Origin of the sequence: Halorussus caseinilyticus (assembly GCF_029338395.1) — an archaeon.
Taxonomy (GTDB): Archaea; Halobacteriota; Halobacteria; order Halobacteriales; family Haladaptataceae; genus Halorussus; species Halorussus caseinilyticus.
Map to the genome: position 1 here is coordinate 111,283 of NZ_CP119813.1, position 14,242 is coordinate 125,524.

Annotated in this window: 12 protein-coding genes and 1 pseudogene; 8 read left to right on the forward strand and 5 right to left on the reverse strand. The window is 58.9% G+C overall.

Annotated elements, in window-relative coordinates; genetic code table 11:
* Window positions 1–28 precede the first annotated feature (28 nt).
* The gene (locus P2T60_RS21515) at window positions 29–2,278 is read right to left on the reverse strand and encodes a DEAD/DEAH box helicase (protein ID WP_276282869.1); all 2,250 of its coding nucleotides are present in this window, start codon (window positions 2,276–2,278) and stop codon (window positions 29–31) included.
* A 172-nt stretch (window positions 2,279–2,450) separates the two neighbouring features.
* Here P2T60_RS21515 and P2T60_RS21520 point away from each other — a divergent pair, with 172 nt between their 5' ends.
* From P2T60_RS21520 to P2T60_RS21555, 8 genes and pseudogenes are all read left to right on the forward strand, one after another.
* Complete coding sequence (locus P2T60_RS21520) at window positions 2,451–2,720, forward strand: hypothetical protein (protein WP_276282870.1); 270 nt, start codon at window positions 2,451–2,453, stop codon at window positions 2,718–2,720.
* 503 nt (window positions 2,721–3,223) lie between these two features.
* A complete protein-coding gene (locus tag P2T60_RS21525; protein ID WP_276282871.1) occupies window positions 3,224–5,674 on the forward strand; it encodes a PD-(D/E)XK nuclease family protein in 2,451 nt (816 codons plus the stop codon).
* Window positions 5,671–5,826 carry a hypothetical protein gene (locus P2T60_RS21530; RefSeq protein ID WP_276282872.1) on the forward strand — a complete coding sequence of 52 codons (156 nt, stop codon included), beginning with the start codon at window positions 5,671–5,673 and terminating at the stop codon, window positions 5,824–5,826. Before P2T60_RS21525 ends, P2T60_RS21530 begins: the two co-directional genes overlap by 4 nt.
* Window positions 5,808–6,128, forward strand: a pseudogene (locus tag P2T60_RS21535) (UvrD-helicase domain-containing protein); the annotation flags it as partial. The gene P2T60_RS21530 and the pseudogene P2T60_RS21535, both read left to right, overlap by 19 nt.
* Window positions 6,129–6,769: 641 nt before the next feature.
* Window positions 6,770–7,414 (forward strand): UvrD-helicase domain-containing protein, encoded by a 645-nt coding sequence (locus P2T60_RS21540; RefSeq protein WP_276282944.1) that lies wholly within the window; start codon window positions 6,770–6,772, stop codon window positions 7,412–7,414.
* On the forward strand, window positions 7,380–9,512 hold the full coding sequence (locus P2T60_RS21545) for a UvrD-helicase domain-containing protein (RefSeq protein ID WP_276282873.1): 2,133 nt from the start codon (window positions 7,380–7,382) through the stop codon (window positions 9,510–9,512). The genes P2T60_RS21540 and P2T60_RS21545 overlap by 35 nt, the downstream gene beginning before the upstream one ends.
* 99 nt (window positions 9,513–9,611) lie before the next feature.
* Window positions 9,612–10,064 carry a hypothetical protein gene (locus P2T60_RS21550; RefSeq protein WP_276282874.1) on the forward strand — a complete coding sequence of 151 codons (453 nt, stop codon included), beginning with the start codon at window positions 9,612–9,614 and terminating at the stop codon, window positions 10,062–10,064.
* A 513-nt stretch (window positions 10,065–10,577) separates the two neighbouring features.
* Window positions 10,578–11,159, forward strand: a complete 582-nt coding sequence (locus P2T60_RS21555; protein WP_276282875.1) for a hypothetical protein — start codon at window positions 10,578–10,580, stop codon at window positions 11,157–11,159.
* A gap of 61 nt (window positions 11,160–11,220) precedes the next feature.
* Here the strand turns inward: P2T60_RS21555 and P2T60_RS21560 are convergent, their stop codons facing one another.
* From P2T60_RS21560 to P2T60_RS21575, 4 genes are read right to left on the reverse strand one after another with little or no spacing between them, the layout of a single operon-like run.
* Window positions 11,221–11,691, reverse strand: a complete 471-nt coding sequence (locus P2T60_RS21560) for an argonaute/piwi family protein (RefSeq protein ID WP_276282876.1) — start codon at window positions 11,689–11,691, stop codon at window positions 11,221–11,223.
* Entirely contained in the window at window positions 11,688–12,059 is a 372-nt protein-coding gene (locus P2T60_RS21565; protein ID WP_276282877.1) for a hypothetical protein, read from the reverse strand. Before P2T60_RS21565 ends, P2T60_RS21560 begins: the two co-directional genes overlap by 4 nt.
* Entirely contained in the window at window positions 12,001–13,341 is a 1,341-nt protein-coding gene (locus P2T60_RS21570) for a hypothetical protein (RefSeq protein ID WP_276282878.1), read from the reverse strand. The genes P2T60_RS21565 and P2T60_RS21570 overlap by 59 nt, the downstream gene beginning before the upstream one ends.
* 51 nt (window positions 13,342–13,392) lie before the next feature.
* A complete protein-coding gene (locus P2T60_RS21575) occupies window positions 13,393–14,121 on the reverse strand; it encodes a hypothetical protein (protein ID WP_276282879.1) in 729 nt (242 codons plus the stop codon).
* Window positions 14,122–14,242: the final 121 nt, after the last annotated feature.

Sequence of the window (14,242 nt, forward strand, 5' to 3'; positions counted from 1 at the left end):
GGTAGTAATAGCTGACTGTCTGGCCTAATCACATGAACTCGTCCAGACTAGAGTTCCGACTGAACGAGGTGGTCCCGCCGCTTTCGCTCTCCACAGCATTCGCGCCAAACAGCGGTTCGACATCACGGTCGCCGTCCTGACGTTCAGCGAATGCCGTTAATCGCTTCGCCCGCGTCTGGCCGATCCGGTCCACGTTCTGAAGGAACGCTTCTAGCTGGTCTTCGCGTTTGACCTGTTCGTAGGCTTCGCCGAGACCGCCAGCTAATGTCTCGGTCTGGAAGTCGAATCGGGTATCGCCGGTGTCCATCTCGGTCAGGTAGTCGCGGAGGTTCGAGATCGTCACGCGTCCGACACCGTGGACGTGGCGGGCGACGGGTAGGTCTTCTCGCGGAACGCCCTTCTCGATGCTCGTCACGAAGTCGTCGTACCAGTCGGGTTTCTCGGCCTGAATCGCGTCGAACAGAGGTGTCGCCGCATCGAGCGTCCGTGAGAGGTTCCGTGCCGTCATGCGGATCGACGTCGGGTCTACATTCGTCCGGTCCTCGATTTCGGTCGCGGGAATCCCCTGACTCCAATACCAGCCGAGGATACCGGTGACGATGGCAGGGTCTTCATCCGGCAGGTACTCGGCGTTGAGGAGTTTGTCTTCGAAGTCCGTCGAGAGCCCGTCGTGCGAGAGGTAGGCGTCCGTGAACACGGCGAACTGATAGAGCAAATTCTGAGCGGTGAACGTGTCCTTGGATTCGAGGTCGGCACAAAGGTCGTGGACGCTCCGTAGCGAGTACCCGCCGAAAACGTTGAAGTTAAATTCCACGGCGGCGCTTCCCTGCCGCGTGTTCTCGAATCGCTGTTCGGTCTCTTTCTCCCGGAGGAAGCCGAACTTCTGTAACCAGTCGGCCGCCTCCCGAAGCTTTTGACGCATTCGCGTCCGCTTATCGACCGTTCCGTCGTCCCACGCACGGTCGCCGGAGAGCTGATGCCAGAATAGCGTCTCGGTCAGGAAGTCTTCTATCTCTTCGGGCGTGTCCCAGCCCATCTCGACCAGTTCGAGTATGAGCCAGCGGAGACCGTCGCCCGAATCGACGTGCGACGTGACCGGTTCGAGGTCAGGGTCGTTGAAGAACTGTTCGCTCGCAGCATCGAAATCCGAATAGAAAGGGTACGCGTAGCCCTTCTCGAATCCTTTGCCAGGCCGTGCAACACGGCCAATCCATTGGATGTACTCGTAGGTGTGGATGTACTCCATGCCTCCGCCGGTCCATCGCTTCAGGTCACTAACGACGACCGATTGGACCGGGGCGTCGAATCCGTAGGCCAGCGTCGGAGTGCAGAACAACGCGGCGAGGTCGCCTTCCTCGTAGCACTCTTCGATCCAATTCCGAATCGAAGACGGAAGACTCGCGTGGTGGTAGGCGACGCCCTTCGACATGAGCGTCGCAAGGTCGTGAAGTTTTCTCGTTGGTTCCATCCCGTCGAGTCGGGACCGAAGCTCGGAGTGGAAGTTCCGGCTACTCCGGTCGGCGAATGCATTCGTCTCGGCCAGCCCCTCGGCTCGGGCTTCGGTCTTTGGCTTCGACCCGTTGAATACGAGGTACGGCGACTTGCCGGGATTTCCGCGCAGGTGGTCCACGATTTGGGTTTTCTTATCCGTCTGATCCTCTACCATTACCGGGTGTTCTTCGATCTCGATGCTTCGCTCCTCGTCGCTGACGACGAGATTCGCGTTCATCCAGTCGGCTAGCTCTTTCGGGTTGCCGACCGTCGCAGACATGGCGAAGATGTTGACGTTGTTGTCGAGGACCGCCGCGATGGCTTTCTCAAGTCCCCGGCCACGACGCTCGCCGTAGATAATGTGGAAGTCGTCAAGGACTACGAGGTCGAGCGACCGAACGCCGCCCGTATCCCGGAGCATAGCCTGATAGAAACTGTCGAAGGTTGCGACCGGAACGTCAGCATGCCGGTAGCCGCCCTGCTGTACATCATACTCCTCGTCTGCCCATGTGTTCAGTTCCTCTTCTTTTGCTTTCACCAGTTGCTTGCTCGGTACAAGATACGCGACACGCCCACCCGCGTCGAGCATCTGTTTCGTAACGGCCTCCGCACAGAGTGTCTTTCCGTTACCGGTTTCCGCGACGAGTAGGTGGTTGCCGCCGTCGAGAATTCGCGCCTCGAAGGCTTGGTGTTGGGTTTCGGTGAGCGAGTCGAAGCCGTGGGCCGCAAGAAGGTCTTGGACCAACGTCTCGTCTTCTGGCGAAAGTGAACCCGGGAGCGAGGACATGTTTAGGCAGAAAAGGCGTCCGTATTAAAGTGTTAGTCTTTTCTACATAATTAGTTTACCAATCCAGCAATTAAATGTCATACACAACTATCATTGCGGTAATGGTTTATAGGCTCTTCTGCCCACCTGAGTCTTAGGTAGAATTATAAACCTGCCGAAAAACAAAGAATGCGTGACAGTTACGTTTCTCAGCGGTAGTGCATTCGAACCCCTCCAAGAGGCGGTGTTCAAGCGGGCAGGCACCGTCGCAGGCAATCAGCCGGAATCGGTGGTATTTCTCGAAGCGAACGACTACAGACAGCCCGCTATCGCCGATGAGTGGGCAGCGGTGAATGATCCGTTACGACTCCGTGTAACCGACTTCGACGATTTGGTGTGTGAGTATTACGAGAGACTCGGCGGGCCAGGACGCGTCTCAACACCACTCTGCGGCGACAATTAATCGGCCGAGCACTGCGGGAAGTCACTGACGAGGCTCACTTTGCCGAAGCACAGGCTTACAACCGAGACGTCCGTGAGCTTCTGTCGGAACTCGCGGGGGCAGGTTATGATGATACCGCGGAGATCTGGTCATTTGTAGACGACCACCTCAGTGACCGGACGGCGAGTGTAGTCGGCCGAACTGCTGAATCCTTCGCTACACTACGGACTGCGTGCGCTAGCGAATCGTACACTATATCGGACGCATATCAGGCCGTTCTGTCATCCGAGACCGAAGTCGAGAAACTCGTTGAGGCCGAGGTTATTGTCGTCTCTAACTACACTACCCTTTCACAAAACGAAACCGCACTTCTTCAGCGACTCGCTGAGAGCACCGAGGTCTTGATAGCGCTTCCACTAACGGCGACACCTGAAACCGATGACCCGCCCTCTGAGAGTCTGATTGGAGCAAACGCATACACTTCCGATGCGGTTGAAACATACCGTTCATTGGCCGATCAATGCGTGCACGTCTCTGCGGAATCAGGGGGGGACGGTCACGGAAGCGAACTCGCCGTCGCCGCCGGGCAGATCTTCACTCGAACACCGGCAGCCGGCGAGAATGACACACCGCCTTCGGGGTTACACTGGCGTACCAGCCCAACACCGATCCGTGAAGCCCGTCAGGTAGCTCGGCGCGTCCGGCGGCAACTTGCCGACGGCGCAGACCCTGAGGACGTGCTTGTCGTCGTCCCCGAATTGCTGTCGTACCGCGACCAACTCGCTGAAACCTTTGACGAAGTGGGTGTCCATGTCGCCAACGTGGGCCGGCCACCGATACAGCAGACGCAAGTCGGGCGAGCAGCGCTGACGCTCGTTGACTGCTGCCTCTCAGACCCGACACAACAGGACGTGGCGGTACTGTCGAGCAGTCCCGCAGTGACACTCGGCGACGACAGTGAAACTGTTAACACGACCACGATTCTGAGCCTGATCGACCGGCTCCCGACGACAGACCTCGATAGGCTTCAGCAGGAACTAGACGACGACCCCACAACGGCTATAGACCACTTCCGCGAGGATATTGAGACGGTTTCGTCTGCGTCACGAGAGAAAACTATCGATGCTCTCCGCGAGCTCTTCGACGCGGTCGAATTAGAATCGAACGCGGAACAACTCGCGGATAGCGGTGAGGGAATCGAATTGACCGCGCTAGAGACGGTTGAACGCGTCATTGACGCCGTCGAGACGGTAGAATTTTCCGCTGGAGAACGTGGGTTCGGAGATGGAACGTCGGTTGATCCGGTGCGGTACGTGGCCGACTCGTTAGAAGGGCAACGCGTCGCACAGCGGACACGCGACCAGAAGGGCGTCGTAAGGGTCGTCGGTCCACAGGACGCTCTCGGTCTGTCGTACGATCATCTCCACCTCGTCGGTCTCACTCGGGTCGCGTTCCCGCCAAATCGGACCCGACCGGAGTTCTTCGAACGGATTTTCGAGACACTCCCGGACGTGGACACAGTCGATAGGAGGGCTCGCGCCCGTTACCAGTTTGCAGTACTCGTTGGTGCGGCCGAGACAGTCCACGTCACCACACCGGAGACGGGAGCCGACGGCGACGAGCGCCTTCCGTCGCCGGTACTAAGCGAATTTGCTCGCGTCACAGGACTAGAAGCAGAGACAGTCGACCGAGGTGTCGCCAGTGCTGGGGACCTCCAACGCGAACTCGCCGGACTCAACAATCGGGAACGGGAAACCGCACTGTCTCAAGCTGTCGACGAGCAGATGATCCTCTTGCGGACTGCCGAGACGGTTCGACGAGGAGTCGAGTGTGTGGAGAATCGCGCGAAGACGAAATTGACTTCTCACGACGCCCAATTAGAGCCGGAGACGGTTGCCGAACTCCACGAGACGGAGGCTCTCAGTCCGACGCAGTTGCGTGACTACGCGCGATGCGGGTTCCGTTACTACGCCGAACGCGTCCTGGGATTCGAGGAGCCGGAAGAATTCCCCACAGAACCAACGCCACTTGATCGCGGGTCGCTCGTCCACGACAGCCTCGAATCGTTCTATGCGGACCTGCTCTCGGATACGAATGGCCCTGTCGATCTCGCCGACTACGAGCGTGCGGATCTGGAGGAGCGACTGTTAACGAGCGTCCGTACGGAACTGGACGCCCTCAACGCACCAACGGACGGTGCATTCGGCGACCGGTGGCTCGAACAGTTGCTCGCCGGGTTATCAACCCCATCTAAGAACGACCACTACGGTAGCGATCACCCACACAGAGGTCAAGACCGCGGGCTGTTTATCCGTTTTCTCGAATACGAATTGGGCGCTGATGACGCCGTCCTCGCGGTTGAGGAACCTCTTGACTTCGGCGCGAGCGGCGATGAAATCCGTGTCACAGTGCCAGACGGGAGAGAAGTAGCGATTCATGGCCGCATTGATCGTGTTACGGTCGAGGACGACGATGGCGTCGCTGGCATAGTTCACGATTACAAAACCAGCGACCCGACGACGAAACTCACGTTCGACGGAGTCGAGTTCCAATTGCCGGTGTACACTATCGCAGCGCAACGGGAGCTACAGAAACAATACGGCGAGGACTTACGATATGTCGACGGAGGGTTCTACACAGTCGAGCCGCCAGCAGAGGTGACTCGGAAGCGGAGCCTTCAGAAGACGATTTGGCGGAAAGACGGCGACCGCGATGACTTCGACCGCTTCCTCAATAGGGACATCCCCGAGCGTATCGCGGACATCAGCGATAGCATCGGTAACGGTGGGTTCCACACCACGACACTGGAAGCGGACGAAGCAAAGTGCAAACACTGCCAGTTCCGAGACATGTGCGGTGTTCGCCATCATCGTCGCCGCGAGCGCGTCGCGGGCGTAGACGACGAGGGGAGTTACGTCCCACAGCGGGCTCGGTCTGACAGCTTCTACGACGACCTCGGGGGTGACGAGGCGTGAACGACCGCGAGGGTCCAGAGAAGATGACGGCAGACGACGCAAACGATGCTGACGACGAGTTCGAGCCACCGACAATCAACAGGTTGCGCTCGAATCTCAGGATCACGTCGCTGTTACGGCCGGGGCGGGAACTGGGAAGACCACGACGCTGACCCATCGGTACGTGAAACTCTTGGAAAGCGGCACGGACCCGTCTCAGATCCTGACGATCACGTTCACGACCGACGCGGCAGCCGAAATCCGTGAACGTGTCCGCGAGACCGTTGCCGAGCGACTGAGCGAGGCGGTGACGAGCGACTGCGGCAAGGAAGACGTCAGAGGCGACGACGCCCCGGACTACGAGCGGTGGCGGACCATCGCGGACGGGGTCGAGGATAGTTACGTCCATACGATTCACGAGGCATGTGCGCGTCTCCGTTCGGAACTCGCGGTCGAGGCGGGTGTCCACCCGGACGCAGAGACACTCGACGAGGCGGAGGCAGGTATGCTCGCCCGCGATGTGGTTCGGGAGAGTATCGACTCGATGCTGGCCGACGGTCACGAGCGCAGTGAGGACCTCCGGCTACTCACCCGACTATGGAGCCGCTCCGGCCTTGAGACAGTTCTCGTCGGACTGCTGGAGAGTCGGCCGATGAGTACAGATTGGGCCCGTCGGTGGGGTGAGGCCGATCCTGATGAGTACTTAGATGCGGTCTGGCGGTCGGTCTACCCCGTCGACATTGAGACGGCCCGCGAACTCCTGACGGACGGCCGGGTTCAGCAGGCGCTCGATACGATTTCGGACATCGATCCCCAGGCCCTCGGAATCGATCCCGACGACGATGACGGAGCGGACTTCATTCGCACGGTTGACGGCGTGCTGTCGGAGACCGGTGTTGCCGACGGGAGCGCCGAAGGACGCGACTGGCAGATGGCGCTCGACCGTCTGTGTGACCGAGTGACGACTGGTAGCAGAACAGTATACAGCCAGGAGTATCGATACAAGGGTGCGAAAAAGAGGTGGGAAGCGCACGGCGAGAGCTGGGCGCGATTGAAAGACGCGGCTGACACACTGATTGATGTACTCAATCCCGAAAAGCGCCCGTTCGTCGGGGGCTGGGAGCAGATTACAACGGCAGTCGGTACGCTCCGGCCCTCGCGCGAGTATTCGAGACAGTCGCCGAACGATACAGTGACCGGAAGGAAAACCAGAACGCAGTCGATTTCGACGACCTAATCGAGGATACCATCACTCTACTGACAGCGAACGACGACTTCCGAGAGGCCGTCCAATCGAAGTTCGAGTACGTGATGATCGATGAGATGCAGGACACTGACCCGTCCCAGTGGGCGCTTGTTCGCCTTCTCGCCGGAGCCGACGACCCAACGACACCCCCCAACACCGATACATTCGACGCGAATCTCTTCCTCGTCGGTGACGAAAAACAGAGTATCTACCGCTTCCGCGGTGCTGACGTTACCACCTTCGGCACGGCGCGAGAGGACCTCAAAGCAGCGAACGGCGACACAGTGGCCGAGCGGGACGATGAGTACGAGACAGACCCAGCAGAAGTCGAACTAACGGGTAATTTTCGTACCGTCACAGCGCCGCGGGAGTTCGACAACGAACTGTTCGAGCGCGTGTTCAGGCCGTTCGATGAGCAACGGGAACCGTTCAGAAGCTACATCACAGTCCCTCAACGGGGAACGTACGGCAGGAACGGAGGTGTCGGGTTCGGTCGAGTACCTCCTCGTCCCTAATGAGGACGAGCAGGAACTTCACGAGACGGGCTTTCTTGCGAATACACCTATCTTCGGCGATGCAGCCGACCGCGAGGCGCACGCACTGGCCGCGCGATTGACACGGCTATTCGCAGACCCTCCGGAGGTGTACGACACGGAGACCGAGGAAATCCGCAAAGCGCGTCCAGAGGACGTGACGATCCTCTTCCGTGCGCGGACGCGACTCCCACAGTTCGAGCGTGCGTTCGACGTCTGGGACATACCCTACACTGTCGCCTCTGGCACAGGGTTCTGGGATACACCGGAGATTCGGACTCTCATCGGGCTCTTCGAAGTGCTTGCGAACCCCGACGATGACGTGGCGCTGTATGGCCTCCTGCGGTCGGCACTGTTCGGATTCACCGACGACGAGATTGCTAACCCAGCCGCCAGCGAAGGGTCGCTGTGGGGAGCGATCCGCGACAGAGAAGGCGATCTCGGGGATGCCGCGGAACAAATCGAAGGATGGCGAGAACAAGCAGGCGTTGGTGACGCGACTGCCGCGCCGTCATGGGGACAGCTTCTCTCCGGGATACTTGCAGAGACTGGCTACTTCGGCGCAGTCGGGGCAGGCGATAGGCCGCAACAAGCCGTGGAAAACGTAGAACAATTCCGCGAACAGGTTCGGTCCTGGGCCGAAGGGGGGAACCCAACCTTAGCAGAACTACTGACGCGAATCCGCGACCGACGAGAGGTCGAGACTCACGCGTCACAGGCGACTGTCCCGGAAGACAACGACGGCGTGCGACTCCGGACCATCCACTCCGCGAAAGGACTGGAGTTCCCCATTGTCGTCGTTCCCGAAGTGGGACGGGAGTTCAATTTCGGCAGCGGTGTCGACGACGACGGAAAAGTGTACCTAGGGGAGATTCCCGTCGGGGAGGGGACAGAACCAATTCTCGGATTGAAGGCTCCATCGCCGAACGACCCGTACGAGTCAACGGACACCCTCGCGCGGTCGGAGCTGAAGCGCCGCGGTAGGTGCAGAGAGCGCGCCGAACAGAAGCGACTCCTGTATGTCGCCGCCACGCGGGCCCGCGACCACCTCCTGATGTGTGGACTCCACGAACTGGACGACGACGCCGACTCACTCACACTGTCGACGTCGAAGCCTCACGGCGACGGGAAACGTTGGCGAGATTGGCTCCAACCAGTGCTCCTCGGTGACGGAACACTCAACCCTGACGACGATCACCCAGAGATAGCCGACACCCTCGATGCCCTTAGTGACGACAGTGTCTACGGGACGGTACTCGACGAGGCCGACTACACCGTCCGGGTTCCGCCCGCACCTCTCGAAGATTGGCGTGCAGTTCGGAAAGGCGATGACAGAGAACCCGACGAGCCGCTGGACGATAGAATCCCGTGCGTGAACGTCCCTGAGGCGGACATCTCGCAACCGCCAGTAGAGACGACCGCGACGACCTTCGCCGAAGCGGTCGCACCAGATCCCACAACCACCATCGCGGGCGATGCGGTGGGAGACACCGACGCGTATCCGGACCATGAGGGACTCGCCGAGAATCACGTCGGGACCGTGGTTCACGAACTGCTGGAGCACCGCCCACCACGCGAGGACTGGCGAGCCGTCGCCAACAGCCGGGCGAGCGGACTCGGCGACCCCACAGAGGAGGACCTCGATCAGATAGTTGAATACGCCGAGCGTGGGCTCAGCACCCGAGAAGCATTGGTCGAGTCGTACGACCCTAATACGGTTCACGAAGAGGTGTCTGTGGTCGCCCGATTCGACGCCGGACGGGTCGTCGGTGAGATAGATCTGTTGCTCGTAACTGACGAACGATTCGTCGTCCTCGACTACAAGACCGACGAAACGAGTACGCGCTCCGTTGACGACCTCGCCGAGAAACACTGGCCGCAGTTGGAGGTGTACGCCGCCGCACTCGCACAGAGCGATCCAAACCGTACCGTGGAAACCGTGCTGTACTTCACTGCCGCGGACACGGAACGACGGCAGGAGTTCGACGCGTTTGATCTTGAAGATCTCCAGACCGATCTAGAAACGAGGCTGTCGCAGCTACGGTCGGCTAGCGAAAGTGAACCACTGGCACGACGCTAAGCTCTCTCCCGCGTCACTCGCCTTAGTGTTGACACGGACGAAATCGGTGTCTGAAATGCAAAAAACTATTTCCCCGCCAATGTATTAGTTATTAATGTAATGAGCAAGTGGCGAGCGAAGCGCCGATATGAAGCGAACCGGCGCTTCGGCGAGCGTGCAGATGACGCGCTCGTAGCCATATCTGTGCTTAAAGCGCGATCCGAGGGAATCGAACTCGGTCGTGACGACGAGGAGTTACGTGCGAAACTCGAAGACGGACGGGATCTCTTGATAACCGTCCGCGACGCTTTGGCCGACGAGTCCGGACTGGATCCGTTTGAGTTGGCCGTCGCGGAGAACATCGCCGAGCAACGGAGGGGTTCGACTCGTCGGATGATCGAGAACCTTGACGCTGCCGCGGCCGAACTTGCAACTGCGAGTGACGACTTAGAGTTCTACCGCGGACTGCAAGATGCGAAGAATTGGCTTGAAGCTATCTCCGGGGTCGCCACTAAAACGTCGCAGGCGACCGTCGACCAAATGCGAGGGAAGGTTGCCGACGGCACTCATTGATGCCCGCGTGAAGTCGCTCCGGGCGAAACAGGACTCGATTCGTGAACTGTTCGATCGCGTTGACGTTGATATCGAGGCTAAAGACGACATATTCGACTCGATCTCGGACAGATTCTGAACTGTCGAGGAAACCCGGGATGACTTTCACAGGTCGTACGATCAGGCACCGGAGGCCGAGGTGACGGACAGTCTGTACGAGAACTACGTCCGCGCAGTCGGCCGCTTGGCACGAGAACTGCACGTCCTTGAAACGGAGGCCGTGTATCTTGACCTCTATCAACACCAGAGTACCGGGCACCGCTCGCCCCAACTCGAACACGCCGCTGAAGTTTGTGAGGAACTGAAGCGTGTGTTTGACGTTGATCCTATGGTGATTCCGGTGATTGAAACGGGTACGCCTTCGATCCGATAGACGAAGAGCTGCCGTCTACAGGTGGCAAAGAGCTGAACTACGCCTTGATCCTGCCCCGCGAAGGGGACGACCGGCGCTACGACCCATTCCTGGCACACGAGATGGCACACGCCCTGCTGGACGAACATCCGAGACTACGATCACGGTTCCGACGTGAGGTCAACGAGAGAGACGAGACAGTGAGCAGAGACGGCGAGTTCGGCAAGACCTGGACGAGTTGGTTCGAGGAGTTCTTCTGTGATATCTGCGGTCTCCTTGCTTACGGTCCGGCGTACTATTGCGCGGTGGTCCGGCGGTTAAGTCGATACGGTTCCTTCGAGTTCGAACGCGGTGAAGACGGGGATCCGCATCCACCAGACGCGCTCCGGGTTGATGTCATCCGGGAGTTAGCCGAACGAGAATTTCCGAATCTCGCCGACTGTATCCGGGACGACGCTATTGCGTACGACCGTCACCTTGACGCACTCGAAACGGAGAAGCCGCCGGACTATGACACCTACGACGATGACGACTTAGTCCGGTTCCTTCTCGACGAGGTGCCAGATGTCATCGACCACGACCTCGACGCGCTCATCAGCGATATCGAGGATGGAGTCGATCCAGCAGACCGGCCCGAACGACAACACCGCCTTGAGGCAAACCGCGAATGGGTGCCGTCATACCCCCCTCAGAACGGCGGGTAACGAAGGTTCGACACCCAGTTGTGACCGAGTCGCCGATTCATCTCTCGCGTGAGCGAGACTGTTATCGGGTCTTTCGTCCCTTTCGAGGAGACCCCCAGTTGAGTTCCGAGAGGAAGAATACGTCGCGGCCGGCCTGGAAAGCGTCGAAATCACCCTCTGCGGCCTTGACGTGACAGCGAAGTGTCTGCGGCGACCCCTGTGGTAGTTGTTCCGCGTCCGACGTGACGACGACAACCGTATTATCTCCGAGCCGAGCGTGTGCACCCATCTCCGGCATTCCCTCGTCGGCGTACAGCCGGTGCGGGCTTCTGTGAGTTACCTCGACACCAGCCCACTCGAAGTCGTCGGCGAGGTATTCGGTGTCCCGGAGACGTTCGATGGTCTCTTCGATTCCTTCGATCTCCTCGTTACCGAAGAACCCGTTCCGATGGATCGTCAGCGACTCGAACTCGTCGATGTCGGAACGGTCGCCGTCCACGACCTCGCGTAACGCGTCGCGGACTATCTTCTTCGCCTGACTCCGATCAGTCACACTACTGCGGTTGGTCGGGTTCTGATTTTCCGTCCGATAAATGATTTCGTTCGTCTCCCGGATAGCATGACAGCACTTGCAGTACCGCGGTCGCCTCCGTCAGCGTTGAATCCTAAGTACGCCTGCGTCGAGAGTTGCCCCTCGATAGTGAACGGTACGACACCCAACTTCGCCGCAAGTCCGACAGCAGTGTTCTCCACCACGTCCTCGTCGTGACCGTTCCTGTCTTCGATCCCGGTCTGCGTGACGACCTGGAGCGGGTGGCCGTCCAGTATATCGATTAACCTGTAATAGCTCTCTTCGTCGAAATCAGGGAGAAACCCGAGAGTGATATCGAACGGTTCCGAGACCTCCCGGCTCCGCAACATCCTCCTCAACGTCGTATGCGAACGGAGCCGGGCGCTCGTTCAACCGCAGACCCAACTTCTCTTCAGTATAATTCCGGATCGACTCATACGCTTCGAGCGCTGCCTCGTACTCCTCATCTGGGAACACGAGCGCCGTTTCGATCAGATCACCGAATGTACGACGCGGACCGAACTTCTCAAGGTAGCCACTCTTGATCGGATTCCAGTATTCCTCAGTAATCTTCTGGCCGGGTCTTGTCTGGTTCTCCATCCCGACCGCCATCTTTACCGCCTCGTCACGACCGAACCAGAGAGTCGGATAACCGTACCGGGACACTTCCCGCCGTATCGGGTCAGTGTCAACCGTTACGTCCACGTTACCGATCTCGAATCCGCGGACAACATCGAGAAACTCTCGGGTTCGCTGCCACCGTTCTTCAGGTCCGAAGGCTGCCAACTGACTTACTTCGTCCGGCCGCTTGTCAGTTGGGGCATAACGGAGCAAAGACGGAGCAGCAGAATATATGTCACCGCTATCGAAACTGACGAGTACGGTCGGTTCAGTGTCATCGATTCGTTCAGCAAAACGGTCACCGTACTCCTGACGAGCATACTTCAGAACCGACTTACCGTCTTCAACTTCCACCTCCGACACGGGTTCCTCCAGAATATCGACAAGCGTAACTGTCCTCCTGTCAGGCCGCTCAAAGACAAACTGGTCGTCTAACTCGGCCTCGATTCTGCCGCGAGACCACGAGTCGTCAGCAAGGTAATCAGCCAGCGTTTCTGAACTATGCGTTCCAAGTGTCGGATCAAGTGTGAGTGTCAGTCCGTCGTGAGCATCTAGCCGGAGCTTCACTCCGGGATAGACATCAAACCCACGGAGGCTCCACTCAGCATTTTCTGCATACACCCGCTTCCTGTATCGCCTGTTATCGAACCAGTAGTCGTCCGAGCGTCCGATCTCCGACTCCAAAGCGTCGAAAATCGCCCGCTGTATCAGCTTGAAATCACTGTCCCGCGAAAAGTCGAGTTCGATCTCGCCGTGACGGTGGAGGTCCTGCCGGTTCACGGACTCGACCGTTTTCCGACGATCATGCGCACCGACGACGGCGACGAACCACGTACCGTCCAACCGGTACCAATGTGCTCGGCCCCCTACTTCGTCTCGCAACCGTTCGGCATGCGCATTCAATAGAGGGAATAATGCGTCTTCCTCCGCCTCCGGTTTGGGATTAATCTCGTACAGTTCAGCACTGGTGTCGGAAAGCCCGACTGTGAAGGAGTTCAGGAACCGGCCCATTAGATAAACGTGAACCGAGCAACGTAAAAATAATTGCGTTAGAGAGTTCGGTCAGTCCCCGGCCACACTTGGGTCTGGGGCCGCCGAGATCCGACTTAAGAGCCCTGATGTGGCTTCAGTTGCGGCCTCTGGGCTCAAACCACACTGACAGTAGATGTCGACGACCTCTGCGTAGATTTGTTCGTCCGACCGTGTGGGCCTCGGGTCAATATATCCCTGTTCACGGAGGTACGCACGGAGTTCTTCGACCTTGTCCTCTCGGAAATAGTTGACCTCGTTCGAGAGGCCGTCAAGTACCGCCTCCGGCTTGCCAGCGACGCGGTCCGCCAGGTCACTTGCCTCGTCAATGAACTTATCACTGACAGCATTACTGGCTTCGAGTACGTCGCGGTCAACGGGTTTCCCTCGCCCAACCGTGTAGGCTTCGACGAACGTCTCCAGTGCAGTCCCGTGTTGACGAACACGCTCGCGGGCGTTCTCCGACAAGAGTCCGTCGACACCACCGACCTCCAGAAGCGAACGGAGGTGGCCCCACCGTTTGATCCCGGCGGTACGGAGTCTGTACAGTATTTCCGGATCTTCGGTCGCGTACCAAAGATCCGCAGACGCTGCACCTTCCCTCGGATCGAACGTCGAGACATCGAGCTTTCGCCGGTACTCCTCATGGTCGTCCCCGTCTGGTGCCGGAACGTCTACCGCGTCAGCGGTGTCGAGCGCCGGCGGATCCGCAACAGGGTTGTGATCGTCTGCAGCCGTGAGGTGCTGGAAACCGTACTTCACTCCCGACTCTTCTGCCGCCGCCTCCAGCGTTCCCGCTCATCGCTCCGAGCAGTAAAGTAGAACACCTGCCTCCCCTGCCGAGCGAGGTCGATTACGGTGTCTAATACGGTCTCTGCCCGCC